Here is a 23105-nt window from a genome sequence, read left to right on the forward strand (position 1 = left end):
GTAGCTCTCGCTGAGCAGGTCTACGAGCATTGTTCCAAACTAACTCTACGACCTGCTCACTTCTCAAACTGGCCTAACTAGACACTGCCCCTCAACTAGTCGTTTCAGATGGGGAGGTCCGAGAATCGTGGGAACACTGAACGGGGAGAAGACAGCCTGAAGTAGCGCTACCAGTCGAGACTGCCACCGCTCTGGTATTCGGTCACCTGTGTCTCGAAGAAATTCTTCTCCTTGTTGAGGTCGACCTGCTCGGAGAGCCACGGGAACGGGTTGTCAGTGCCGTACTGCGTCGGGAGGTTGAGTTGGCCCAGTCTGCGGTCGGCGATATGCTCGACGTACTCGGCGAACTGGTCGGCACTCATCCCGAGTATTTCGTCCGGGCACGCCTCGTAGGCGTAGATCTTCTCTAGCTCGACGGCCTCGGTGATAAGGTCGACCACCTCGTCACCGAACGCATCGGTCCAGACACCCGGGTTCTCCGTTCGGATCTGGTCGATGAGATCGACGCCGAACCCAACGTGGAGGGACTCGTCGCGCATGATGTACTCGAACTGCTGGCCGATCCCGACCATCTTGTTCTGGCGTTTGAGCCCGAGCATCATGGCGAAGCCGGCGTAAAAGAAGATACCCTCCATGATGACGTAGAACCCCACGAGATCACGAAGGAAGTCCCGAAGGTCTTCGTCAGTCTCGATGACGAACCCGTTCTGGTTGATTACTCGAGTAAGGTCGATGACGAACTCGTCTTTCTCTGCGATGGATGGAATGCGGTCGTACATGCCGTACATGTAGTCCGGTTCGAATCCGAGCGAGTCACAGCAGTAGATGAACGTGTCCGTATGGATCGCCTCTTCGTAGGCCTGTCGAAGGAGGTACTGGCGACACTCCGGGGCGGTGACGTGGTCGTACACCGCGAGCACGATGTTGTTCGCGGTGAGCGATTCGGCGGTCGAGAAGAAGCCGAGGTTCCATTCGACGAGCTGGCGCTCGGCGTCGGTGAGGGCGTCACCGTTCCACTGGGAGACGTCGTCTTGCATCGGGATTTCTTCGGGAACCCAGTTGTTGTTCACTCCCGCTTCGTAGTACTCGCGCGCCCAGTCGTAGTCGATCGGGAGGATCTTGTTCGGGTCGTGTTCGGCGTCGGTGTTAATGAGTGGCATCTGTGGTTGTATGTAGCAATGAGTTCGAGATGGTGCGTTACTGACAGGCCTCACAGGTTGGATCGTCGACGCGACAGAGCTCATCGCTGCTGTCAGCGTCGTCAGTCTCCGAATTATCGTCGTCGAGTGTGCCAGTCGAGTCGTCGTCCCGGTGCTGGGTCTTCCCGTACTCGGCCATATCCAGGGTCGATTTCTCGATCTGGGAGGCACCGAGCGTGCGGAGATAGTACGTCGTCTTCAGCCCCAGTTCCCAGGCGGTCCGGTAAACATCGTCGAGGAGCGAGCCGTCGGTCGACGGGAAAAAGACGTTGTGCGAGACCGACTGATCGATCCACGTCTGTCGGTGTGCGGTGAGTCGAAGCTGGTGACGAGGATCGATCTCGAACGCACCACGATACAACTCCTGGAGGTCGTCTGGGATGCTATCGATCTCCTGCACGGACCCGTCGTGGAATTTGAGTCGGTCCACCATCTCGTCGTCCCAGCGATCACGTGCCTTCAGGTCCGAGACAAGCTTGTCGTTGATAACCGTGAAATCGCCCGACATGTTCGACTTCACGTACAGATTCGAGTAGATCGGCTCGATGGACGGCGTCGTCCCGTTGATCGTGGAGACTGTTGCCGTCGGTGCGATCGCCATCGTGTTCGAGTTGCGCATTCCGTGTTCGGCGACGTGCTCGCGGACGACATCCCACTCGAGTGATTCCTCGCGGTCGGTCGGAATCTCGCGGCCGCGTTCGGCTTCGAGCAGGTCGACGGTATCCTGTGGGAGCAGGCCCTGGTCCCATTTCGAGCCCTCGTAGGAGGGGTAGGCCCCGCGCTCGCTGGCGAGCTTCGACGAATTCAGGATGGCGTGGTAAGAGACGAACTCCTGCCAGCGGTTGGCGGCCTCGACCGCGTCAGCTGAGTGCATTGGAATGCCAAGTTCCATCAGCGCGTCGTGGAATCCCATCGTGCCGAGTCCGATCGGCCGGTGGCGCATGTTCGACCGTTCCGCCTCCTCGGTTGGGTAGAAACAGAGGTCGACGACGTTGTCGAGCATCCGCATCGCCGTCTCGATGGTGTCAGCGAGGTGCTCGCGGTCGAGTTCACCGTCGGAGACGTGTGTCGCGAGATTTACGCTGCCGAGGTTACAGACGGCGTGTTCGTCCGCGCTCGTATTGAGCGTGATCTCCGTACAGAGGTTCGAGGAGTGGACCGTGCCGACGTGGTCCTGCGGCGAGCGGACGTTACAGGGGTCTTTGAACGTCAGCCACGGATGGCCGGTCTCGAACAGTCGCGTGAGCATCGTCCGCCAAAGTTCGGCCGCGTCGATGCGCTCGTACTGCCTGAGATCGCCGTTCTCTGCCTGTCGTTCGTACTCGCGGTAGCGCTCTTCGAACGCTTCACCTGACAGGTCGTGAAGATCCGGCACTTCGTCTGGGCTGAACAGCGTCCACTCCTCGTCCGCGTCGACGCGTTTCATGAAGAGGTCCGGAATCCATGCGGCAGTGTTCATGTCCGGCGTCCGTCGGCGCTCGTCACCGGTATTTCGCTTCAGATCAGTGAACGCAGGAAAGTCCAGATGCCAGCAGGCGAGGTAGGCACACGCTGCGCCGCGACGTTTCCCCGACCGATTGATCGCCGAGGTCACGTCGTTGCTGATCCGGAGGAACGGCACCACACCGGTCGACTCGACGCCCGTACTCTCGATCAGCGAGCCCGCGGACCGAAGATTCGTCCAGTCGTTTCCGAGCCCACCGCTCCACTTCGAGAGCTGTGCGTGGTGTTTGTACGAGTCGAAAATGTTCTCGAGGCTATCCTGTACGGTTGTCAGGTAGCACGACGACAGCTGTGGATGGGGCGATCCACTGTGAAACAGCGTCGGCGTCGACGGCGTGAACTCGAGTGACGAGAGCACGTCATAGAACTCGATCGCTCGCTGTTGTGGGTCGTCCTCCTCGAGTGCAAGGCCCATGGCAATCCGCATCCAGAACGCTTGCGGGAGTTCGAGGTGCTCACCGTGCTCCTCAGTCTTGAGGAAGTACCGCTGAGACAGTGTCTCCATCGCCATATACTCGAAGTGTTCGTCGCGTTCGATCTCGAGAGCCGTCGCCAGCTCCTCGAGGTCGAAGCGGGTGAGAAGCCGCTCGTCGAGCAGGTCGAGTTCGACGGCTCGTTCGATGTTGGTGACGAACGTTTCGCGGTAGGCATGATCGAGCGCGGCACCGGTAAGATCCTCACCGAGAAGATTGCGATAGTATCGTTGCCGAAAGACCGCAGCAGCGATCTGTTTGTACGCTGGCTCGCGCTCGATGCGTGCGGTGAGGGCCTGAAGGATGGCCTGGTAGCACTCATCGAGGGATGCCTCGTCGTAGAGGCTGTGTTCGATTTCGGTAACCAACTGCGCTCGATCTGCCGATGAGAGGACGGACGGCTGGTCCGACAGAGCGCGATCTAGTACTGCGTCGATATCGAGGGTCTGTGTGGGTGATGAGTGGTGGGTCATAGATTCGTCGTTAGTGGTCCGTCGCTGCAAGTCGCCGTTTCAGCGGCCCAAACCGGTAGGGACGTATCGGTACCTGATGAGGGTCCCACGTTGATCGTTGGTACTACACATCGTTGTCACTACGCGGTGCCGCTGGTCCCCTTCAGAGAGGGGATGAGAGAGGCTTCGACTGCAATAGCTGGTGTTGTCGACTGCCACATAAAGCTTTCCAACCCTACTTTCACAAGAACAAATTAGATTGTTTTTGGACGGATGGGTCTATCCATTCCTGTCGTGATCTGTGTCAAAACGGGGAGGTTGGAAACAGCAGTCAGCAGTTACTATAGTAGCCACTGCAAGTCAATGCACACCTGATCAATCGACGGCTGTACGATTAGTGTGTAACTAGTTGCAGTTGTTACTATAGTGGCTATGGCTCCGTCGTCCGCTCAGCGAGCTCACGTCGTCGAGCCTGTCGTTGTTCCAGCGCAATCGCTCGGAGTTCGGTCTGTGACTCCGTTGGACAGCGAAGTGCAGGCACAGACGCAGGAGTCTCGGATTCATCAAGCGCGACGAAGCTGAAAAACGACGTTGCCGCTTCATTTCGCTCTCCTCGATCCGGTCGTTCTGTGTAGACATCGACTTTCACGTCCATACTCGTGCGGCCAGTCTCGAACACATAGGCGGTCGTGGTGACGATATCACCAAGCTCGATTGCGGCGATGAAATCCACGTGATCCATCGCTGCTGTGACGACCTGCCGACGGGAGAACCGCCGCGCAGCGATTGCACCACAGATGTCCATCCAGTGGAGCACCGACCCGCCGAGTGCCCGACCGAGGTTGTTCGTATCGTTCGGCATCAGAATCTCGCTCATCTCTGTGTATGAGCGTTGCAGGGTAGCCGTCGAATTCACGGATTGAGTAGTGGACATACACTGTCGTCGGCAACCCACTTACAAAATACTACCTAGTTTTCTCTAGTGAAAGCTTATTTGTTTTAGAGCAGGTGTCGCTACTGCTACGGCGGACGTAGGTTCACGGAGACTGTGAGAGCAGAGAACAAGACCTTACTGGGCTGTAGTCCAACGCTAGCACCGCAAACTCTGATTGACAGTCCTCGGCGTTTATGTAGGACGGGGTGATAGCCGGCTCCATGTACGAGTTCGCGCCACCGCTCCAGCTCGCCGGTGATGGGTTCCTGTACTGGGCAATCGTCTTCTTCGTCCTCGCAATCATCGCGGCCGCGGTCGGTGCCAGAGGTGTCGCCGGAATCTCGATGGAGATCGCACGGATCTTCGTACTGGTGTTCATCGTGTTGGCGGTCATCGCACTCCTGTTATAACTCGCCTCACAGTGCTTTCGTGACGTGCCCACGGTTGGTCGAGTACACGTAACAACCCGGCAGCGGCGTTGCTATGGACTGCTAGCCGGGCCATGAGACCGGTGGGTCCGACGGTCACAACTATCGCCGTAACCAAAATCCATTACGTACGGGTGTGAACAACTAACAGTCTTGACCACCTATTAAATGGAGAGCGATTACTATGACCGAACTCGGTGGTTTTCAGGATCGGCTCGCGCGCATCAATCTGTCCGATGGCTCGGTTGACTACAAGTCAATCGACGAGGAGGACGCACGGAAGTACATCGGTGCACGCGGACTTGGTGTAAAGCACGTATTCGAACAGGGGCCAGACGTCGACCCGCTTGGGCCGGACAACTTGCTCGCGTTCATGAACGGTCCGCTCTCGGGAACACAGGTGACGATGAGCGGCCGGATCGCCGTCTGTACGAAGTCACCACTGACCGGCACCGTCACCGACAGCCACCATGGCGGTTGGTCCGGCGCACGCCTGAAGTGGGCCGGCTTCGACGGCCTACTGGTCGAAGGTGAGGCCGACGACCCCGTCTACGCCTACGTCGAGGACGGTGAGGTCGAACTCCGGGACGCCAGCCATCTCTGGGGCAAGGGCGTCCACGAGACGCGCGACCAACTCGAGGAGGAGATCGACGGCAGCTACGGCAAGAACCTCTCGTTGATGGCGATCGGCCCCGGCGGCGAGAACGAGGTCAAATACGCCTGTATCATCAACGAGGACGACCGGGCCTCGGGCCGCGGCGGCACGGGCTGTGTCATGGGGTCGAAGAACCTCAAAGCGATCGTCATCAAGTCGACGACGAAGATGCCCCAGCCAGCCGATCAGGAGACGTTCCGCGAGGGCCACCAGCAGGCGATGCAGGCGATCACGGAATCCGAAGTCACCGCGCCGAACGAGGGCGGCCTCTCGATGTACGGCACGAACGTCCTGATGAACATCGGCGAGGAGATGGACGGCCTGCCGACGAAAAACGGCCGCTACACCTCGACTGAAGCCATGCGCGATGCGGAAGGCGTCGACATCGACGCCGAACGCGTCTCCGGAGAGAACGTCCGCGAGAACATCCTCGTCGATGAACCCACCTGCCACTCCTGCCCAGTCGCCTGCAAGAAGGAAGTCGAAGTGCAAGCGATGCACAAGGGCGAGGAGATGAACGTCCGCACCGAATCCTACGAGTACGAATCCGCCTACGCGCTCGGCCCGAACTCCGGCCACACCGACCGTGACGCCGTCGCGCTCATGCTCGACCGCTGTAACGACATGGGTGTCGACACCATCGACACGGGCAATATGATGGCGATGGCCATGGAGATGACCGACGAAGGAAAACTCGACGAAGAGGGCGAACTCGAGTGGGGCGACACGGAGACCATGATCGACCTGATCGAGCGGATCGCCCGTCGCGAGGACGACCTCGCCGACCTGCTCGCAGAGGGGCCACGCCGCGTCGCGGATCGCAAGGAGGCTCACGACAACTCCCTCGCGGTGAAGGGCCAGACCATCGCGGCCTACGACCCGCGCTGCATGAAGGGGATGGGTATCGGCTACGCCACCTCGAACCGTGGGGCCTGCCACCTGCGTGGATACACACCCGCCGCAGAGATTCTGGGCATCCCTGAGAAGGTCGACCCCTACGAGTACGAGGGGAAGGGCGAACTCACCGCCGCCTTCCAGGATCTGCACGCCATCAGCGATTCGTTCGACATCTGCAAGTTCAACGCCTTCGCAGAAGGCATCGAGGAGTACGTGCTCCAGTACAACGGCATGACCGGCCTCGACGTCACCGAGGAGGAACTGCTCGAAGCCGGCGAACGCATCTACAACTTAGAGCGCTACTACAACAACCTCGTCGGCTTCGACGGCGCTGACGACTCGCTCCCGGCGCGCTTCCTCGAGGGAGAGGACGGTATCCCTGGTCAGGGCGCGAGCGAGGGCGAGTTCTGCGAACTCGAGGAGATGAAGGAGGAGTATTACGACCACCGCGGCTGGGTCGACGGCGTCGTGCCCGACGAGAAACTCGCAGCCCTCGAGATCGATATTGGGCCGGGGACGGGTGTCTCCGCGGGCGATTCGCCGGCACCGGCAGACGACTGATCACCTCCTGCGGTTTTTCCATCCCAGCGCGATTGTGGTGCTGTGTCCTGTCTGGAGCACTGTGACAGCCAGAGGGATTCGGCCACAAACACAGAACCCGATGCTGCTATACCAGCCCCGCCCCAACCACGAATAGACGCAGGATGATGGCCACGACCCACGCCCTCGCCGGGCTCGCGTTCGCCGCCACCATCGCGACTATCTCTCCCGCGTTCGGCACCGTCGCCGCCGTCGCCGCGATCCTTGGCGGCCTCTTTCCCGATGTTGACCTCGCGGCGGGCCATCGTCGCACGCTTCACTTTCCCGTCTACTACTGGGTACTCGCCGCGCCCGCGTCGCTCGTCGCCGTTCTCGCGCCGAGCGACCTCACCGTCGCGCTCGCCGTCTTCCTCGTTGCCGCCGGCCTGCACTCCGTCATGGATCTGTTTGGCTGCGGACTCGAGTTCAAACCCTGGCTCGGCACCTCAGATCGGGCGGTCTACAGCCACTACCACGGCCGGTGGCTCGCGCCGCGGCGCTGGATTCGCTACGACGGTGCGCCGTCGGATCTCGCGCTGGCGGCGGTGCTCGCGTTTCCCGCGCTGTTTGTGTTCGACGCGAACGCGACGATCGAGTGGGCAGTCGTGGTGTTGCTCCTGGTTTCGATCGGGTACGCCGCGCTCAGACACCCGCTGGCTCGACTGGGTGAGTGGCTGCTAGAGCGACTCCCAGCACCCGTCGTCGCAGTGGTGCCGGAGTGGATCGCATCGGCCGGCGAGCAGCGACGGTCAGACCAGCAACGACGGAAACAGTAGCTACGACGCACCCACCGAGTCGCAGACAGTGAATCGAACCCACCCACCGACTCGAGTGCACGCCGTGCACGCCGGGCAGTTACTGCATCACTTCTAACGAATGCCTATCTACGACAGCAGCCTGTAGGCACCAATGGAGGCCCCGACCATGACAACACCAGATACCCAGGAAGAAATCGAACAGACACTCGGCCAGGTACCGAGCTGGATGGAACACATCGCAGCCCCCGCAGACGACCACAGCTGGGGACTCTTCCGAGATCTTAGCCTCGGTGAGACAGAACTCTCCCCACGTGAGAAGGCACTCATCGGTGTCGGTGTCGCCGCAGCCATCTCGTGTCCGTACTGCACGCACTTCCACCGCGAGGAGGCACGGCTGGCCGACGTGAGCGAGGCCGAACTGGAGGAGGCGGTCTCACTCGCTAGCACGACCCGCTACTTCTCGGCGACCCTGCACGGCAACGAGATGGATATGGACGAGTTTACCGCCGAGACGGCTGAAATCGTCGACCACCTCAAGGAGCAAGAGGCAGCGGCGGCCGGTGACGACTGAGTCCAGACAGTGATCGTGAGCGAAGCGACTCGCGTACGCCTCGACGTAACTGGCGGCTGCACGAGAGGGCTGCCGTCAGCAGATTCTTCGGAGTGAAAGCCACCAAAGCCAGCCAGTGCCTGCCAGAGCCAGTTACTGCGCGATAAGCACCGGCTCCCGAATCTCGAACGCCGTCTCGAACTCCTCCTCGCGGTCCTGTCGGCGGCCGATTCGGCGTATTTGCTCCTCGTGTGCTCGCCGTACCGCTGCCGTCTCTCGCTCGGTCAACTCGAGTTCCTCGCCGAGATTGTCCCAGTGGCCCCACCCGACGAGGAAGGCCTCGCGGTCGGCATCAGTGTGGATGCACTCGAATTCGTGGCGGTAGCGCTCGCGTCGGGGCGCAAGGAGTGTTTGTGCTCGGTCGACGAGGGTGGGCAGTTGCTCCGGTGGGACACTCGCTTTGGCGGCCGTGAGCAGGAGGATTTGGCCGTCTATTGGATCGCCGGGTTCGGTCATCTAGCCACCTGCACGCATGGCTTTCTGGGCGAAGTCCTCAACGAGTGCCTCGAGAGGGTCAGTTGTGGTCGTTGTTGTCGCTGTGTTCGCGTTGGTCTCAGATCGATCACCGTCGTCGTCAGTCTCGTGTCCCTTTCCGTCGCTCTCGAAAACGACTGTTACCTCTGTCAGCGTTAGGGTGGGGCCAATACTGACGGATTCGGACGAAATGGCTGCCCGCCACCAGTCCCCTTTGACTACCGTGTCATCAGTACTCTCGACCTGCGTACCGCCGAGGTTCGTCAGATAGCGGATGGCAAGTCGCTCAGAGATGCCGCGAAAGGAACGCTCAATCCGCCGTGTCATAGCGTCGGTTCGCAGCCTAGACGAATAAAGTCGCATGCCGACCCCCGCCGTGATCGCGTTGGATGGCTGTCGCTGGCCGAGATAAATGTATCCATCAAAACATTTTTGGGCGAGGTATTCATCAGAGCTGACAATGGCTCTCCAGCTGAACGGCGTCGGAAAGCGCTACAGCGCGGATGTGTGGGGCGTCCGCGATGTCGACCTCGAACTGGACACGGGAATCCATGGCTTGCTTGGTCCCAACGGTGCCGGGAAATCGAGCTGATGCGGCTCATCACGACTGTGTCGGAGCCAACGACGGGGACCATCGACTGGAACGGAACCAACGTCTCTGACTCACCCGACGCTGTTCGAGACATCCTTGGCTACCTTCCGCAAGAGTTTGGCGTCTATCCTGACCTGACTGCCAGGGAGTTTCTCGAGTACATCGCCGCATTGCGTGGGCTGGATCGAGAGACGGCCAGTGCTCGCACCAGCGAACTGCTCGCACTGACGGGTATGGAGCAGGCGGCAGACAAGAAACTTCGCACGTTCTCCGGTGGGATGCGCCAGAGTGTCGGTATCGCGCAAGCATTGCTTAACGATCCCGAGTTGCTGATCGTCGACGAACCGACCGTCGGGCTCGATCCCGAAAAACGTGTGCAGATTCGGAACGTGCTCTCGTCGGCCGCGAGTGATCGCGTGGTCCTCCTTTCGACGCATATCGTCCCCGACATTGAGGCGACAGCGAGCCGTGTTGCGCTCTTGGACGGCGGTGAACTCCGTGCCCATACCGATCCCGAATCCCTCATCAGCGATACCGACGGCAACGTCTACGAGTGTCACGCCCCGCGCAAAGATGTCGAGACGCTTCGTGAACGCTACCTCGTCTCGAGTACCGTGCAGCAGGCTGACAGTGTTCAGGTCAGGCTCATTGCCGAGGAGCGACCAACACCGGACGCTGAATGCGTCACTCCGACGCTCGAAGACGCGTATCTCGATCATATTGGGCCGCGGACAATAGGGGTGTCGTGAATGCGAACTGTTTCGGTTGCGACCGCCGTTGCACGGGCAGATCTCCGACAGCGCGCACACTCTCGTCGGTTGTTGATCGTCGTGGCGATCGTTGCGTACGTCGGCTATCAGCTGAACGTTGGGACGTTCGAACTTCTGTATCAGGATACCGTCGCCGGCGAGACGGTTGACTACCGCGGCGAACCAACCGCACCGTACGTTGGACTCACGACGGGGTTGACCGGGGCGACGTTCGTGCTGTTTTTCGGCTACTATATCCTTGCGAGTTCGCTCAGGCGAGATCGAACGACCGGGTTCGATGAATTGCTCGCGAGTACACCGGTTTCAAACTGTTCGTACCTGCTCGGCAAGTGGCTTAGCCACGTCGGAGTCGTCAGTGTCCTGTTATTGACGCTGGCCGTCGCTGCACTCACCAATCATGCACTTCACGGCGACGGGACGACTGACCCCGTCTGGATTGTTGGTTCAGTCTTCCTCATTGGCTTCCCAATGGGGTGTTTCGTTGCCGGCGTGACGCTCGTCTTTCAGTCTACCACGCGGCTACGCGGGACGGTCGGAAACGTAGTGTACTTCTTCGGCGCGGCCATGCTGTTGTCACTCGTCGCAGCGGCGTTCACGGCAGATGATGGAGGAACAGGATCGATTCCGTCTTGGATTCGGGCTGTCGACTTAGTCGGCCTCGTTGTAGCAGGTGAACTGACGTTCGAGGCGCTTCTCTCGGTTGCACCTGAATACGATGGGCCGCCGGTGGCAAACTACGGGGCTGGGGCAACCGGTAGCGAGGTCATCACCTTCGAATGGGACGGCAGTTCGTGGCCTGGCTGGTTCTATGCGAATCGTCTCGGACTGGCGGTGATTGGGCTTGGATTGGTACTCGTCGCGACGCTTCCATACGAGCGGTACAACTCGAGCGAAGGATCGATGAGTTGGACGCTGGGTAATCGATTTGCTCGGTTTACGCCATCGATTTTCTCGCGCTTTCGCAACCCGTTCCGTGCCAGCGAAAACGCAAGCACACCAAGGGTGGTCAACCCAACAGATGTCTCGCTGACACCAGTCACGGATCGATCTGCTGGTGGCTTCGGTCGACTGTTCGCTCAGGAACTGAAGTTGCTAACCCGGGGCTACCCCCGATGGTGGTATGCCGGCACTGTCCTCATCGCTGCCGTTGGGCTCAGTGGTTCTGCACCACCCGAGGTACTCGTCCCGATTGCGGCAATCTGGCCGTTGTTCGTCTGGTCAGGGATGGGATATCGAACGGCCCGGCACCGTATCACGCCCTTCATCGTCGCTTCGAAACAACCGTACCGCCAGCTCCTCGCAGAGTGGGCTGCCGGTGCGCTCGTGGCGGCCGCCTTCTTCGGTGTGACACTCTGGCCGATGATTCTGGAGACAGGACTCGACGGAATCGTCGTGTTGGTTGGCGCGATTGTCTTCGTTCCCTCGGTCGCGCAAGCGCTCGGTCTCTGGAGCCACACGCGGCGAGTGTTCGAACTTGGCTACCTCTTACTCTGGTACATCGGCCTCGTTAACGGTGTCCCACCGCTCGACTTCGCTGGTGCAACCACCGAAACAGTCGGAACTGTAACGCCGCTACTATTCGGTGCCATCGGACTGGTCGCGCTCACCATTGCGCTCGGGTATCGGTGGCGTCAAACGTAGCCGAAGCAACCAGTCTGGGCCATCAAAGAAGTGCTCTGAAGCCTACGACCGAGAGCACGCCGGCACACAGCGCGAGCAGAATGCTCTCGGTACGCCACATGACGACCAGAACGACGACCGCGGCACCCCACTCCGCCGGCCCACCGTTCACGAGTTCCGGGCCGAGAACGGCGATCACGATCGCACCCGGAAGGACGTTTAGCCCGGCCTCGAGTCGATCGCTGAGTTCGAAGCGGCGGACGATCCAGATGCCGCCGACCTTGGTGAGAACCGTGACGGCAGCCATCCCAAGGATGACACCGACGACGAGCGGGTCGAGCGACAGCGCGTCACTGATCATAGCGGATCACCTCGACGGCGGCCGCTGCGAGCCCGCCGAGCAGGATGTACCACCGACCCGGGACGAGTTCCGCGGCGACGATGGCGGCTGCGAGTGCGACAGTCCACGGGACGAGCGAGGATTTTCCCTCCCAGAGTTCGGCGGCGAGTGCGAGGAAGACGGCCGCGAGGATAAAGTCGAAGCCGTACTCGGTCGGGTCGCCGACGACACCGCCAGCGACGGCACCGACGACGGTTGCACCGACCCAGAAGAGCCAGACGGCGAACCCGCTTCCGAGAAGGAACGCGCCGTAACCGTCTCCTGATCGGAGGTTTCGCATCGTCAACGCCCAGTTCTCGTCGGCCATCACGAAGAGACTCCCGTAGACCTTTGACGCCGAGAGGTGTTTGAACCACGGCTGGAGCGCTGCGCCCATCAACGAGTATCGGAGGTTGATCGCGAACGTCGTGACGAGCACCGCAGCGATCGGAATCGGATCTCCCCAGAGTTCGATGGCGACGATCTGTGAGGCCCCGGCAACGACGGTCGCGCTCATTAGCACGGCCTCGGCAACGCTCAGGCCAGCCTGATTGGCGAGCACGCCGAAGGCGATGCCGTAGCCGCCAACGCCGAGTGCGACAGGGAGACAGGTGAGAAAGCCGGTTCGAACGCCTTCCCAGCCGAACGTGACGGTTTCGGGGTCTGGGTCCAGATCCGTCTCCGCACTGGCGACGGAACCGGAGCCTGGCGTTGAATTGGGAGCGGGATCAGGGCCAGGATCAGGGCCAGGACCAGAATCGGGACCGACACTAGACACAGCCGTCGACTCCGTTCTAGTTACGGTCTCCGACTCGTCCGCACCCGCTGTCGCATCCTCGGTTTCTCGGTCAGATCGCTCCTGCGTGGGATACACGTCGTTCTCTGGGTTCCTCTCCATTCGATCACTCTTCGCTTTCTCTCGGCGGACCGACGCGTAAAGCAGTCTCGAAAGCCGGCAGGAGCGGCCGGATCCATTGGACGTTGAAAACAGACTCCATGAAATTGCTGTGGACGACTCACTCACCGCCAGCAATACAGCTTGGGGCTGCTCACAGCTACGGCCGTCCACCGCCCGCGACCGGCGGGAACACCGACACCACGTCGCCATCTTCTAGGTCCGTCTCCGCACCCGCCATGTGTGTCACGTCCCGCCCGTTCTTGAGGACGCTCAACTGCGGGCGAATCACACCGGACTCGAGTAGCTGCCCGTCGAGGCCGTCGTACTGTGACTCGAGGTCGGCGAGGACATCGCCGACGGTTGCGTCGGCGGCGGCGGTTCGGGTGCGTTCCTTCTCGCCGACTGCCTCGCGGTACGTCGCAAAGAAGCGGAGTGTGAGTTCCATATACGCTAATTGAGCGGATTCGACATAAGTTCGGGCGTCTGTGACGACACGGGACCGTGAGCGGGCACGCAGGTGTCGGCTCAGCGTTTATTCGCGCCCGTAGGGAAAAGCGAGTATGACGGGCGAACATGGCCAAACGCGACGACGGGTACTCGGAATGGCTGGCGTGACGGTTTCGGCGCTGCTCATCGCGGGGTGTGGGGATACCGCACCGGAAGATGAGGATGGCGAACCAGAAGCCGAAGAGGGGACCGGGAATGGGCAAGATATCGAAGACGAAGACGAAGATGAAGATGAAGACGAAGACGAAGACGAAGAGGAGAACGGGGAGGAGGAGGGTGACGCGGGAACAGGTGTGACAGACAACGAAAATGGAGCAGATGCGAACAGCGAGGACGAGGACGAAGACGAAAACGAGAACTGAGCAACACCAATTCCCGTCGTTCACCACAGCCCACGGCTGCCAGCTTTTCAGTTCGGATCGAACGGCGTAATCGATATCGACTGTGCGATCGTCGAGATTCGAAGCACGGCAGCCGCGAGCAACGTGATCGGAAACAGACCGAATAGAATCGTGCCCGTTACAATCGTAGTCGACAGCGGCGACAGCGTCGCACCGCCGTCGTACCCGCCGAGATGCACTAGCGATCCGCTAGCCAGCGCGATCGCCGGTAGCCCCGTATAGACGAGCAGCCGCGACAGCCGCGAGAGTTCCTGCTGGATGTACATCGAGAGGAAATAGTACCGCGCGATGTCGAGGGACTCGAGTGCAACCACAGTTCGGGCGAGGCGGTCGTCGGTGTGAGCGGAACTGGTTGCAGTATGGGCCGCCTGAATCGAGTAGAGGTCCTGTACATAGTCGAGATAGCGCACGGGGTAGATAGCGAGGACGACGGTGCGGAGACTGTCGTCATCGGAGCCGAGACATGCTGAAACACGGTCGGTGTGTGCCTGTAGGCGTTCCCGAACGGCGAGTAATGACTCCTGAAGCGGTGTCTCGTCAGAGGCGTCGACACCGAGTTCCGCAGTCGTCCTATCGAGGTCGGCGATCGCGGCTCGGAGGAAACCGGCAGGTGTGAGTGAGGCGGCCGAGCCGTTGGTCGCGCTGTGATGGAATGCAAGCGTTTCTTGGATCTCGCGCTGGAGTTCGCCCGGTGTGCCGAAGTCACGCGAGATGACGAGCTGGTTGATCGAGACGACGACGGTGATGAGTGTAATGTTGCCGGCAACGAGGCTGCCGAGCAGGTAGTACAGCGGCGAGTGGTTCTCGCGGACGGGTCCAAATCCGGCAACGCCGGCCAGTATCGAGAGGCAGGCCAGCGCGAGCACGGCGACCAGCATTCGGTTCCCTCTCAGGTGCACCCAGCGAGTGAGCGCGTTACGGCTCTGTTCCGTCATTAAGCGGTCTAACGAGTGGGCCAGACGCACAAGTAGGTACGGGAGGACCGAGAGTTACAGGTTCGGAGAGCTAGACAGTGGTGTGTCCAAACAGTGACAGCAGTAGTCCCACCAGTGACAGCAGTGTCCGTGCGTGAGAAGTGGTTGAAACTCGTCAGGAGTGCGTTCAGACGTCGACGTACTGGTTGACCCACTCCTGACGGCGTTGTAAGATCCGTCGTCCTTTCGGTGTCAGTGCGTAGTAGTTCGTCCGGCGGTCGAGTTGCCCCTTCTCGGCGAGCTCTTTCTCGACGAGTGTATCGAGATTCGGATACAGCCGTCCGTGAGTGACCGGCTGGTCGATATACCGATTGATATCGTCGAGAATCTCTTGGCCGGACGGTCGATCCTTCCCTGCGATTACGTACAGCAAATCACGCTGAAATCCGGTTAACTGATCCATGGATCATCCTCTGAATTGCAACCTTCATCCATTCGTGGCTTTGTTATAGAGCCAGTACGGCTGCTGAGGTGGGCAGAACGGACTGCATAGCCCGTCCACCCGTTGATTTAGCCGGCGATAGATTCAGGGTAGATGTCGTTTGTCATCGTGACGCCGCGTTTTTGCCAGACTGCGCCGTACCGGACGGTATGCCAACTGATCCGCTCGCCTGGGAAACTACCGACCGAGAGGTAGCGTACACCTGCCCGGGCTTCGATATCGTTAACGAGTCCGTTCGGCTCCCCGACGGCACCGAAACCGAGTTCGACTATCTTTCTGAACCGTCGAGCGTCTGTATCCTCCCGTTCACAGCCGACGGCAACGTCGTCTGTATCGACGAGTGGCGACAGGCCGTCTCCCGCGTCAATCGTGGCCTCCCCGTCGGCGGTACCGAACCAGACGACACCGACCTCGAAGCCGCCGCCCGTCGCGAACTCCGCGAGGAAACCGGCTACGAAGCCGACCGCATGGAACCGCTCGTCACCGTCGAACCCGCCAATGGAATCGCCGACTCCGTCCTGCACGTCTTTGTCGCCGAGGACTGTCAGCCGACCGCCGAACAGGAACTCGACCACAACGAGAGCATTCGCGTCGAACCGGTTGCCTTCGAGACGGTACTTGAGTCGCTCCGAGCTGGTGAGATCCGTGATGGGCGGCTGGTTCTGGCGGTGTCGTACTATTTGTTGTCGCGGACGGACGAGATGTTTGCCGGTGGTGTGAATATGGGTGGCGACGACGATGCGACAAGATCGAGAGAGGAAAAAAGAGACAGATAGAGAGAACAGGAGTAGCGGGGCGATACTTGGTGTGGCACACAGTAGAGGCCAACGCATACGACTACGGATCCGTATCCAGGTCGCACCTCTTGTTCTGGCCGGGTTCTCGTTTTGGACGGAGAGGGACGGGTGAACCGCCGTGGGTGCGGGGCCGGGAAGCGTACTCAGTCTACCGTATAGTCGCCGGGCTGCGACGATACCCAGACGACGGACGCCCACGGGTGATCACGGTACACCATCCGGACCTCGGCATCAATCACAGCGTCGTTGAAATCTGGCCGCGAGAGTCGAGGCGAACTACAGGGAGAGTTGCCGTTGGAATCCGGGTCACAATAATGCCGTGCGTGGTACCAGACATCGTCGTATCGGTCCGAAAACCGCTCGTGCAGCGTCGTGTCGATGGTATTTGACCGATCGGGAGACAATGTATCGTGGAAGTCCTGATGGATTCGGATTTCGACCGTGGTGGGATCCATCTCCGAAATTTGCTCAGTGAGGATATCCTCCTGACGCTGTGTTCCGCTGTCGTCGGTTGTCACTCCGGTAACGGTCCGGCGCGTGATACGACCCGCAGGTGCAACTCGCTTACTTGCCGCGTATCCGCCACCAATACCGACAATGCTAGCAGCGAGCACTGCGAGAAAGCTGCGTCGGCGCATAGCCTAGGCGGTTATTTTCGTTGACGTGACAAATATGTATTCCTGTGTGGATCGTGTTGTCTTCTGATCTGTCGGACCGGTCGAACTGATGGAACGAGCTGAATCCGTCAGTCCGACGCTTAGTGACGAGCGGTTCTCGAACTGGTCATCCTTGTACACCGCAAAAAACAGATCGCATCCGGACGCGATTCGCATCCGGGTTCGTGGTTCATACTGCGCGCGTGCTATCGATCCAGAGCCAGCTTAGCCCAGGATCGCGATGGAGTTCTGGTCGTCGTTGTCATCGTCGAGACCGTTGTTCTCGTCGGTGTCGTCATCATCATCATCCATCTCATCGTCATCGTCAATCTCGTCCTCTTCAGCGGTCACGTCTTCGAGATCGGAAGCGTCACCGAGCGTGACGGTCTCCGCCGTTGCGTCACTGATCGAGATCGAGGATGCGCTCGCGTGTGAGACGGTTTCCTCGTCGGTTACGTCGTTCTCGTCGTTCTCGTCGTTCTCGTCGTTCTCGTCGTTCTCGTCGTTCTCGTCGTTCTCGTCGTTCTCGTCGTTCTCGTCGTTCTCGTCGTTCTCGTCGTTCTCGTCGTTCTCGTCGTCATCGACACCGTTGTCCTCATCGTCGACACCGTTGTCTTCGTCATCTGCTTCGGTGTCGTCGGTGTCATCCTCGTCGGCCTCCTCGAGTGACTCGACCGTCATCGAGTCGATGGTGACATCGTCAACATCGAACTGTTCGATGGTCAGGTGCTCGAGTTCCTCACCGTTTGCGTCGTCTTCGTCGTCAGCGACGCCGTTGTCATCAGCGACGTCGTCGTTGTCATCGACGCCGTTGTCCTCGTCATCTACCTCGTCGTTCTCGTCATCATCGTTGAAGATGCCGTCGAAGAAGTCACCGATCTGGTCGAGGATACCGTCGTCATCCTCGATTTCCAGGTTGTCGATCGTCATCTGATCGACATCCATGGTTTCGATGGTGAGTTCGTTGACGGTCAGCTCGTCGGCATCCTCATCGAAGAGGTCGAACTCGTCGTCAGCGGCGTCGTCGTTGTCATCAACGCCGTTGTCCTCATCGTCGACACCGTTGTCCTCATCGTCCGCGTTGGTGTCGTCGTTGTCGTCGACGTCAGCGTCGTCATCCTCATCCAGTTCCTCATCGTCCATCTCGTCTTCCATCTCATCTTCATCGAGTTCGAGATCATCGATTGAGACATCCTCGAGTTCGAGGTGTTCGATCTCGATGTCAGAGATCATGACAGACTCAGCGTCTTCTTCAACTTCTTCGTCGTCAACGCCGTTCTCGTCGTTGTCGTCAACGGCATTTTCGTCGTCAGCGGCGTCGTTGTCGTTGTCATCGACGCCGTTATCCGCATCATCTGCTTCGTCGTTCTCGTCCAGTTCCTCTTCGAGTTCTTCAGCGTCAGCGTCGAACTGATCGACGTTTAGCTCCTCGATGGTGGCATCCTCGACCGTAACGTTATCGAGGTCGAGTGTGCCAACCTGTACGTTCTCGAGTGTTGCGCTCATGTCTCCGGTGTCGTCCTGCGCGGGTGCTGTCGCCCCGGCGAGGGCAGGACCCCCCGACAGTGCGACTAGCAGTGCGACGAAGACGACTCCGAGTTGTTGTGGTCGTGAAACCATGCGAACTGACGTACCGCCTACTGTCGGCTAAAACGAGCCGACTGTTACAGGCTTATCAGAGCGAAAAGTCCAGTTAGAACCGCTGCAATCGTCGCTAATCACTCGTTCATCATGTCACCGACAGAGAAGAATTTCGGTGACAATCGCACCAACCGATTCGGGACGAATTGTGTTTGTGCCTGCGGCTGCCACTGGATTATTGGAACCACTCATTTACTCCCGGCAAACGCATGTCTGATCGGACAACCGTCGTCAAACCGTGACCGTTACGGGTAGAACACAGACTGCCGACAACTCGAGTAGCAACAGGTGTGGTTGGGTTCGGGCGACAGGAAAGGTGACAGGCCAACAAGCAACAAACGACGGGTAACAAGCAGCAGCCACCAGAGCCAGACCTCACAAATCAGACTCCACATCAACTGGAAAGTACACCAGAACGTGACACGGTACTCGAGTAGGAACTAGCCAGAAGATACTGCTGGAGTCAGGCCTGTGTCGAGAGCTGTATCGAGGTCTGTCGTCTGTCGCCACATGTCGTAGTTAAAAATAGCGGCGGCCGACCGGGTGATCGCCCCTGCACTGCCCTGCTGTGTCGGTCGACTGTCTGGGTGTCCGACTATTGGTTTTTGTGTTCGTTAGACGGCGAGTGCGTACTCTTCGTCGTTGTCGTTGTACTCGTCGTCATCGTCATCGTACTCGTTATCGTCGAGCTCGTCATCAAGTTCGTCGTCGACAGGTTCGTCGTCGATTCCGGTTGCGTCTCCGACTGTGACGCTGTCGGCGGTGGCATCGCCAACGGTGATCGATGATGCGTAGAGTGACGCGATGGTTACGTCGTCGGTCTCATCGAGGTCGTCGGTGTCGTCGACACCATTGTCGTCAATGCCGTCGTCCTCGAGTCCGTTGTCGTCGAGTCCGTTGTCATCGACGCCGTTCTCCTCGTAGTCGTTGTCGTCTGCGTAGTCTCCGTTCTCTGCGTGGTCGTCGTGACCGTTGGTGTGGTCATCGTCTGCGTGCTTGTCGTCGTGTTTCTCGTCGTGTCCGTCATCTACCGCGTTGTTCTCGTCGTGCTTGTCATCGTGCGCATCGTCATGTTTGTCGTCGTACTCGTCATCGTGGGCATCCATGTCGTCGTGGTCATCGTGGTCATCGTAGTCTGCCTTCGTGTCGTCGTGTGCTGCGTCGTCGTCAGTCGCTGCATCATCGACATTGCACTCGGTCACTGCCTCATCGTTACCGTTGTCGACAACAACCTCGTTTTCGTCGTCCACACCGTCGTCAGCGACGCCGTTCTCGTCAGTCTCGTACTCGTCGTCGGTTTCGTCAGGTGCGGCTTCTTCCTCTGGCTCGTCGAGGTCGTCGGTGTCGACGCCGTCGTCCACCGTGTCGTCGATAGCGCTGACGGTCATCGATTCGATGGTGAGTTCGTCGACGGTGAACTGTTCGATCGTGAGCTGATCGATTTCGTGGACATCGGTGTCGTCGAGGTCGTCGGTGTCGTCGACACCGTTGTCATCGTACTCGTCGTCATCGACGCCATTGTCCTCGACGCCGTTGTTATCGTATGCATCGTCGGTGTCATCGAGGCCGTTCTCGTCAACACCGTTCTCCGCGTCGTCATCCGCTGCACCGCAGCAGGCACCGGTGTGGTCCTCGTCGTCGGTCACCTCGTCATCATCGACCATCTCATCATCCTCGTCTACCAGCTCGTCGTCCTCATCATCCACTAGGTCGTCGTCAGTTTCAACGTCCTCTTCCTCGTCAACATCGAGCTCGTCGTCGAGCTCGTCATCAACCATTTCGTCTTCGACGGCGAGATCGTTGATCGTGAGCTGCGAGACGCTCATTGACTCGATGGTGAGGTCCTGAACGACGAGTTCGCCAACGTCCTCATCAAAGAGGTCGTGGTCGTTGTACTCGTCATCCTCGACGCCGTTGTCGTCAACGCCGTTCTCGTCGAGGCCGTCATCGTCGAGGCCATTCTCATCGACACCGTTGTCGTCATACTCGTCATCAGCGTCGTCGACACCATTGTCGTCAACGCCGTTCTCGTCGAGGGCGTCGTCCTCGAGACCGTCATCGTCGACGGCCTCATCCTCGTCGATAACGACGTCCTCATCTGCCTCCTCGGCGACATCTTCATCCATCATCTCGTCCTCGTGTTCAAACTCGACATCCTCGATGGAGACGTCGGTCAGAACGAGCTGGTCGATCTGGATGTCGGAGATGGTGACGTGATCCATCTCGTCGGCGTCATCGATACCGTTCTCGTCAACGCCGTTCTCGTCGAGGTCGTCGTCTTCGACACCGTTATCCTCGACACCATTCTCATCGAGGCCATCGTCCTCGTACTCGTCATCGGCATCGTCGACACCGTTGTCGTCAACGTCGTCGATACCGTTCTCATCGTCTACACCGGGCCCATCAGCCTCTACGTGCTCATCGCCGAGTAACGCATGAAGCTGCTCGTCGTCAACATCGAGTTGTTCGACAGTCAACTCCTCGATCGTCGCCTCTTCGATTGTGACTTCGTCTAACTCGAGTGTGCCTACCTGTGCGTTCTCGACCGTCGCGCCCATGTCTCCGTCCTCAGTGTCGTCTGCGGCTGGTCCCGATCCGCCAGCGAGGGCAGGACCCCCCGACAGCGCGACCAAGAGCGCCACGAAAACGACACCGAGTTGCTGTGATCGTGAAACCATGCGCCCGGGGCTTCCCCATGCGAGCGGCTAAAACAAGCTGACTGTTTCAGTCATGTCAGGACGGAAATGCCAGTTAGAAGCCGTGCAATCGTCGCTAATGACCCATTTCATTAGCGGTCGTGTGACTGTCATCAGCTGCGAAGATCGTCGCCTGAGACGAGTCGGCCCGTACGCGAGAACACGCCCATCAAAGCTGGACACACACCAGCCGCCAGAGCGATCCCGGCCGACCCGCTGGCAGCAAACGCCCGGAGAACGGAACGTTTACTGGTTCGCTCGTCAACACACTGTCGATGCGTGAGTGCTTCGAAATCCGGGAGACCGACGCTGGCGGCCGGCTCGGCGAACTGACCGTTCCGCGAGCCGACACCACCGTCGAAACGCCCGCCCTACTGCCAGTGATCAACCCGAATCTGGACACGATCAGCCCCCGTCGGCTCGCCGACGAGTTCGGCGCTGAAATTCTCATCACGAACTCCTACATCATCCACGGTACCGACGATGTCCGCGAGGAGGCACTCGAGAAGGGGCTCCACGAACTGCTTGAGTTCCCGGGCGCGATCATGACCGACTCGGGCTCGTTCCAGCTCGCCGAGTACGGCGATATCGATGTCACCACGGAGGAAATCCTGGAATTCCAGCACGCGACCGGCTCGGATATCGGCACGCCGGTCGACATTCCGACACCGCCGGACGTCCCTCGCGAGCGGGCCGAGGAGGAACTTGCGACGACGCAGGAACGCCTCGACGCCGCCGAAGACGTTGACACGGGTGAGATGCTCGTCACCGCACCCGTCCAGGGCTCGACCTACCCGGACCTCCGAGAGGAAGCGGGCCGTCACGCCAACGCGACCGAGCTGGATGTCTTCCCCGTCGGCGCGGTCGTCCCGCTGATGAACGACTACCGCTACGACGACGTGGTCGACGCCGTCGCCGCCGCAAAGCGCGGCCTGGGTGCCGACGCACCGGTCCACCTCTTCGGTGCCGGCCACCCCATGATGTTCGCACTCGCCGCCGCGATGGGCTGTGATCTCTTTGACTCTGCAGCCTACGCTCTCTACGCGCGCGATGACCGCTACCTCACCGTTCGCGGCACCCGGAATCTCGATGAGCTGGAGTACTTCCCGTGTTCCTGTCCTGTCTGTGCCGCCAACTCGCCAGCCGACATCCGCGAACTCCCGGACAAGGAGCGTGAAAAAGAACTCGCCGCTCACAACCTCCACGTCACGTTCGCCGAAATCCGCCGGATCAAGCAGGCAATCCGCGCCGGCAACCTGCTCGAACTCGTCGAGCAGCGCGCTCGCGCCCACCCGACGATGCTCGACGGCTACCGAGCGCTGCTTGATCACGCGACGGCACTCGAGCAGACGGATCCGGTTTCGAAGGGCGCGTTCTTCTACACGTCCCACGAGAGCGCGCGCCGACCTGAGGTCCTGCGACATCACCAGCGACTCGATCGGCTCTCGGTGCCGGACTCGCTGCTCCTGACGGAAGGTGATTCGCCGCGAGGCGACGAGTTCGACGACTCCTGGCGCGTCGAGCCGCCGTTCGGGCCGTTCCCGCGAGCGCTCTCGAAGAGCTACCCGCTTACGGCCGAGGTGCCGGATCGGACTGATCGTGCGGCACTCGAGGCCGCTGCAGAGGGAGTGACACGGCTGGTCGAGACGAATCCGGACACCGAGTTCACGCTGGCACACCGGGGCTGGCCCACGGCGGTACTCGAGACGGTGCCCGCGGCGGTCGAACTGGTTGACCTCACTTCCGAGTGATCGGCAGTCGAGCCGGTGA

Annotated in this window: 21 protein-coding genes and 1 pseudogene; 9 read left to right on the top strand and 13 right to left on the bottom strand. The window is 59.9% G+C overall.

Annotated features, from left to right (window positions below):
• Nucleotides 1-167: 167 nt before the first annotated feature.
• From C482_RS18440 to C482_RS18450, 3 genes are all read right to left on the bottom strand, one after another.
• Complete coding sequence (locus C482_RS18440) at nucleotides 168-1160, bottom strand: ribonucleotide-diphosphate reductase subunit beta (RefSeq protein ID WP_006169324.1); 993 nt, start codon at nucleotides 1158-1160, stop codon at nucleotides 168-170.
• Between the two features lie 37 nt (nucleotides 1161-1197).
• Nucleotides 1198-3648, bottom strand: coding sequence for a ribonucleoside-diphosphate reductase subunit alpha (locus C482_RS18445; RefSeq protein WP_006169325.1), 2451 nt, complete (start codon nucleotides 3646-3648; stop codon nucleotides 1198-1200).
• A 409-nt stretch (nucleotides 3649-4057) separates the two neighbouring features.
• Nucleotides 4058-4504 carry an acyl-CoA thioesterase gene (locus C482_RS18450; RefSeq protein WP_006169326.1) on the bottom strand — a complete coding sequence of 149 codons (447 nt, stop codon included), beginning with the start codon at nucleotides 4502-4504 and terminating at the stop codon, nucleotides 4058-4060.
• Between the two features lie 278 nt (nucleotides 4505-4782).
• On the opposite strand from C482_RS18450, the gene C482_RS18455 reads away from it, so the two are divergent.
• From C482_RS18455 to C482_RS18470, 4 genes are all read left to right on the top strand, one after another.
• Nucleotides 4783-4971, top strand: a complete 189-nt coding sequence (locus C482_RS18455; RefSeq protein WP_006169327.1) for a DUF1328 family protein — start codon at nucleotides 4783-4785, stop codon at nucleotides 4969-4971.
• Between the two features lie 202 nt (nucleotides 4972-5173).
• Nucleotides 5174-7102, top strand: coding sequence for an aldehyde ferredoxin oxidoreductase family protein (locus tag C482_RS18460; protein WP_006169328.1), 1929 nt, complete (start codon nucleotides 5174-5176; stop codon nucleotides 7100-7102).
• A 143-nt stretch (nucleotides 7103-7245) separates the two neighbouring features.
• The gene (locus C482_RS18465; RefSeq protein ID WP_049896979.1) at nucleotides 7246-7896 is read left to right on the top strand and encodes a metal-dependent hydrolase; all 651 of its coding nucleotides are present in this window, start codon (nucleotides 7246-7248) and stop codon (nucleotides 7894-7896) included.
• Between the two features lie 148 nt (nucleotides 7897-8044).
• Nucleotides 8045-8449: a carboxymuconolactone decarboxylase family protein gene (locus C482_RS18470; protein ID WP_049896988.1), complete on the top strand. Its 405-nt coding sequence runs from the start codon at nucleotides 8045-8047 to the stop codon at nucleotides 8447-8449.
• A 132-nt stretch (nucleotides 8450-8581) separates the two neighbouring features.
• Here C482_RS18470 and C482_RS18475 read toward each other — a convergent pair whose 3' ends face one another.
• Both C482_RS18475 and C482_RS18480 read right to left on the bottom strand, forming a co-directional pair.
• Nucleotides 8582-8944, bottom strand: coding sequence for a hypothetical protein (locus tag C482_RS18475; protein ID WP_006169331.1), 363 nt, complete (start codon nucleotides 8942-8944; stop codon nucleotides 8582-8584).
• Complete coding sequence (locus C482_RS18480) at nucleotides 8945-9289, bottom strand: hypothetical protein (RefSeq protein ID WP_006169332.1); 345 nt, start codon at nucleotides 9287-9289, stop codon at nucleotides 8945-8947. It abuts the gene before it with no gap.
• Nucleotides 9290-9422: 133 nt separating this feature from the next.
• Here C482_RS18480 and C482_RS18485 point away from each other — a divergent pair.
• A pseudogene (locus tag C482_RS18485) lies at nucleotides 9423-10303 on the top strand (ABC transporter ATP-binding protein).
• Entirely contained in the window at nucleotides 10304-11965 is a 1662-nt protein-coding gene (locus C482_RS18490; protein ID WP_006169335.1) for an ABC transporter permease, read from the top strand.
• 22 nt (nucleotides 11966-11987) lie between these two features.
• Here C482_RS18490 and C482_RS18495 read toward each other — a convergent pair whose 3' ends face one another.
• From C482_RS18495 to C482_RS18505, 3 genes are all read right to left on the bottom strand, one after another.
• Nucleotides 11988-12305 carry an AzlD family protein gene (locus tag C482_RS18495; protein WP_006169336.1) on the bottom strand — a complete coding sequence of 106 codons (318 nt, stop codon included), beginning with the start codon at nucleotides 12303-12305 and terminating at the stop codon, nucleotides 11988-11990.
• Nucleotides 12295-13221, bottom strand: coding sequence for an AzlC family ABC transporter permease (locus C482_RS18500; protein ID WP_006169337.1), 927 nt, complete (start codon nucleotides 13219-13221; stop codon nucleotides 12295-12297). The genes C482_RS18495 and C482_RS18500 overlap by 11 nt, the downstream gene beginning before the upstream one ends.
• A 157-nt stretch (nucleotides 13222-13378) precedes the next feature.
• On the bottom strand, nucleotides 13379-13666 hold the full coding sequence (locus C482_RS18505; protein ID WP_006169338.1) for a ubiquitin-like small modifier protein 1: 288 nt from the start codon (nucleotides 13664-13666) through the stop codon (nucleotides 13379-13381).
• 115 nt (nucleotides 13667-13781) lie between these two features.
• Here C482_RS18505 and C482_RS18510 point away from each other — a divergent pair, with 115 nt between their 5' ends.
• A complete protein-coding gene (locus tag C482_RS18510) occupies nucleotides 13782-14090 on the top strand; it encodes a hypothetical protein (RefSeq protein WP_049896980.1) in 309 nt (102 codons plus the stop codon).
• Between the two features lie 47 nt (nucleotides 14091-14137).
• On the opposite strand, the gene C482_RS18515 is transcribed toward C482_RS18510, so the two are convergent.
• Both C482_RS18515 and C482_RS18520 read right to left on the bottom strand, forming a co-directional pair.
• On the bottom strand, nucleotides 14138-15064 hold the full coding sequence (locus C482_RS18515) for a hypothetical protein (RefSeq protein ID WP_006169340.1): 927 nt from the start codon (nucleotides 15062-15064) through the stop codon (nucleotides 14138-14140).
• Nucleotides 15065-15230: 166 nt separating this feature from the next.
• The gene (locus tag C482_RS18520; RefSeq protein ID WP_006169341.1) at nucleotides 15231-15506 is read right to left on the bottom strand and encodes a PadR family transcriptional regulator; all 276 of its coding nucleotides are present in this window, start codon (nucleotides 15504-15506) and stop codon (nucleotides 15231-15233) included.
• 188 nt (nucleotides 15507-15694) lie between these two features.
• On the opposite strand from C482_RS18520, the gene C482_RS18525 reads away from it, so the two are divergent.
• Nucleotides 15695-16321, top strand: a complete 627-nt coding sequence (locus tag C482_RS18525) for an NUDIX hydrolase (RefSeq protein WP_006169342.1) — start codon at nucleotides 15695-15697, stop codon at nucleotides 16319-16321.
• Nucleotides 16322-16485: 164 nt separating this feature from the next.
• On the opposite strand, the gene C482_RS18530 is transcribed toward C482_RS18525, so the two are convergent.
• From C482_RS18530 to C482_RS21585, 3 genes are all read right to left on the bottom strand, one after another.
• Entirely contained in the window at nucleotides 16486-16980 is a 495-nt protein-coding gene (locus tag C482_RS18530) for a hypothetical protein (protein WP_006169343.1), read from the bottom strand.
• A gap of 243 nt (nucleotides 16981-17223) precedes the next feature.
• Complete coding sequence (locus tag C482_RS18535; RefSeq protein ID WP_006169344.1) at nucleotides 17224-18618, bottom strand: hypothetical protein; 1395 nt, start codon at nucleotides 18616-18618, stop codon at nucleotides 17224-17226.
• Nucleotides 18619-19253: 635 nt separating this feature from the next.
• Nucleotides 19254-21317 carry a hypothetical protein gene (locus tag C482_RS21585; RefSeq protein ID WP_006169345.1) on the bottom strand — a complete coding sequence of 688 codons (2064 nt, stop codon included), beginning with the start codon at nucleotides 21315-21317 and terminating at the stop codon, nucleotides 19254-19256.
• 293 nt (nucleotides 21318-21610) lie between these two features.
• Between C482_RS21585 and tgtA the strand changes: the two genes are divergently transcribed.
• On the top strand, nucleotides 21611-23086 hold the full coding sequence (gene tgtA / locus C482_RS18545; protein WP_006169346.1) for a tRNA guanosine(15) transglycosylase TgtA: 1476 nt from the start codon (nucleotides 21611-21613) through the stop codon (nucleotides 23084-23086).
• The last annotated feature ends 19 nt before the right edge of the window (nucleotides 23087-23105 follow it).

This window comes from Natrialba chahannaoensis JCM 10990 (assembly GCF_000337135.1).
GTDB classification, from domain to species: domain Archaea; phylum Halobacteriota; class Halobacteria; order Halobacteriales; family Natrialbaceae; genus Natrialba; species Natrialba chahannaoensis.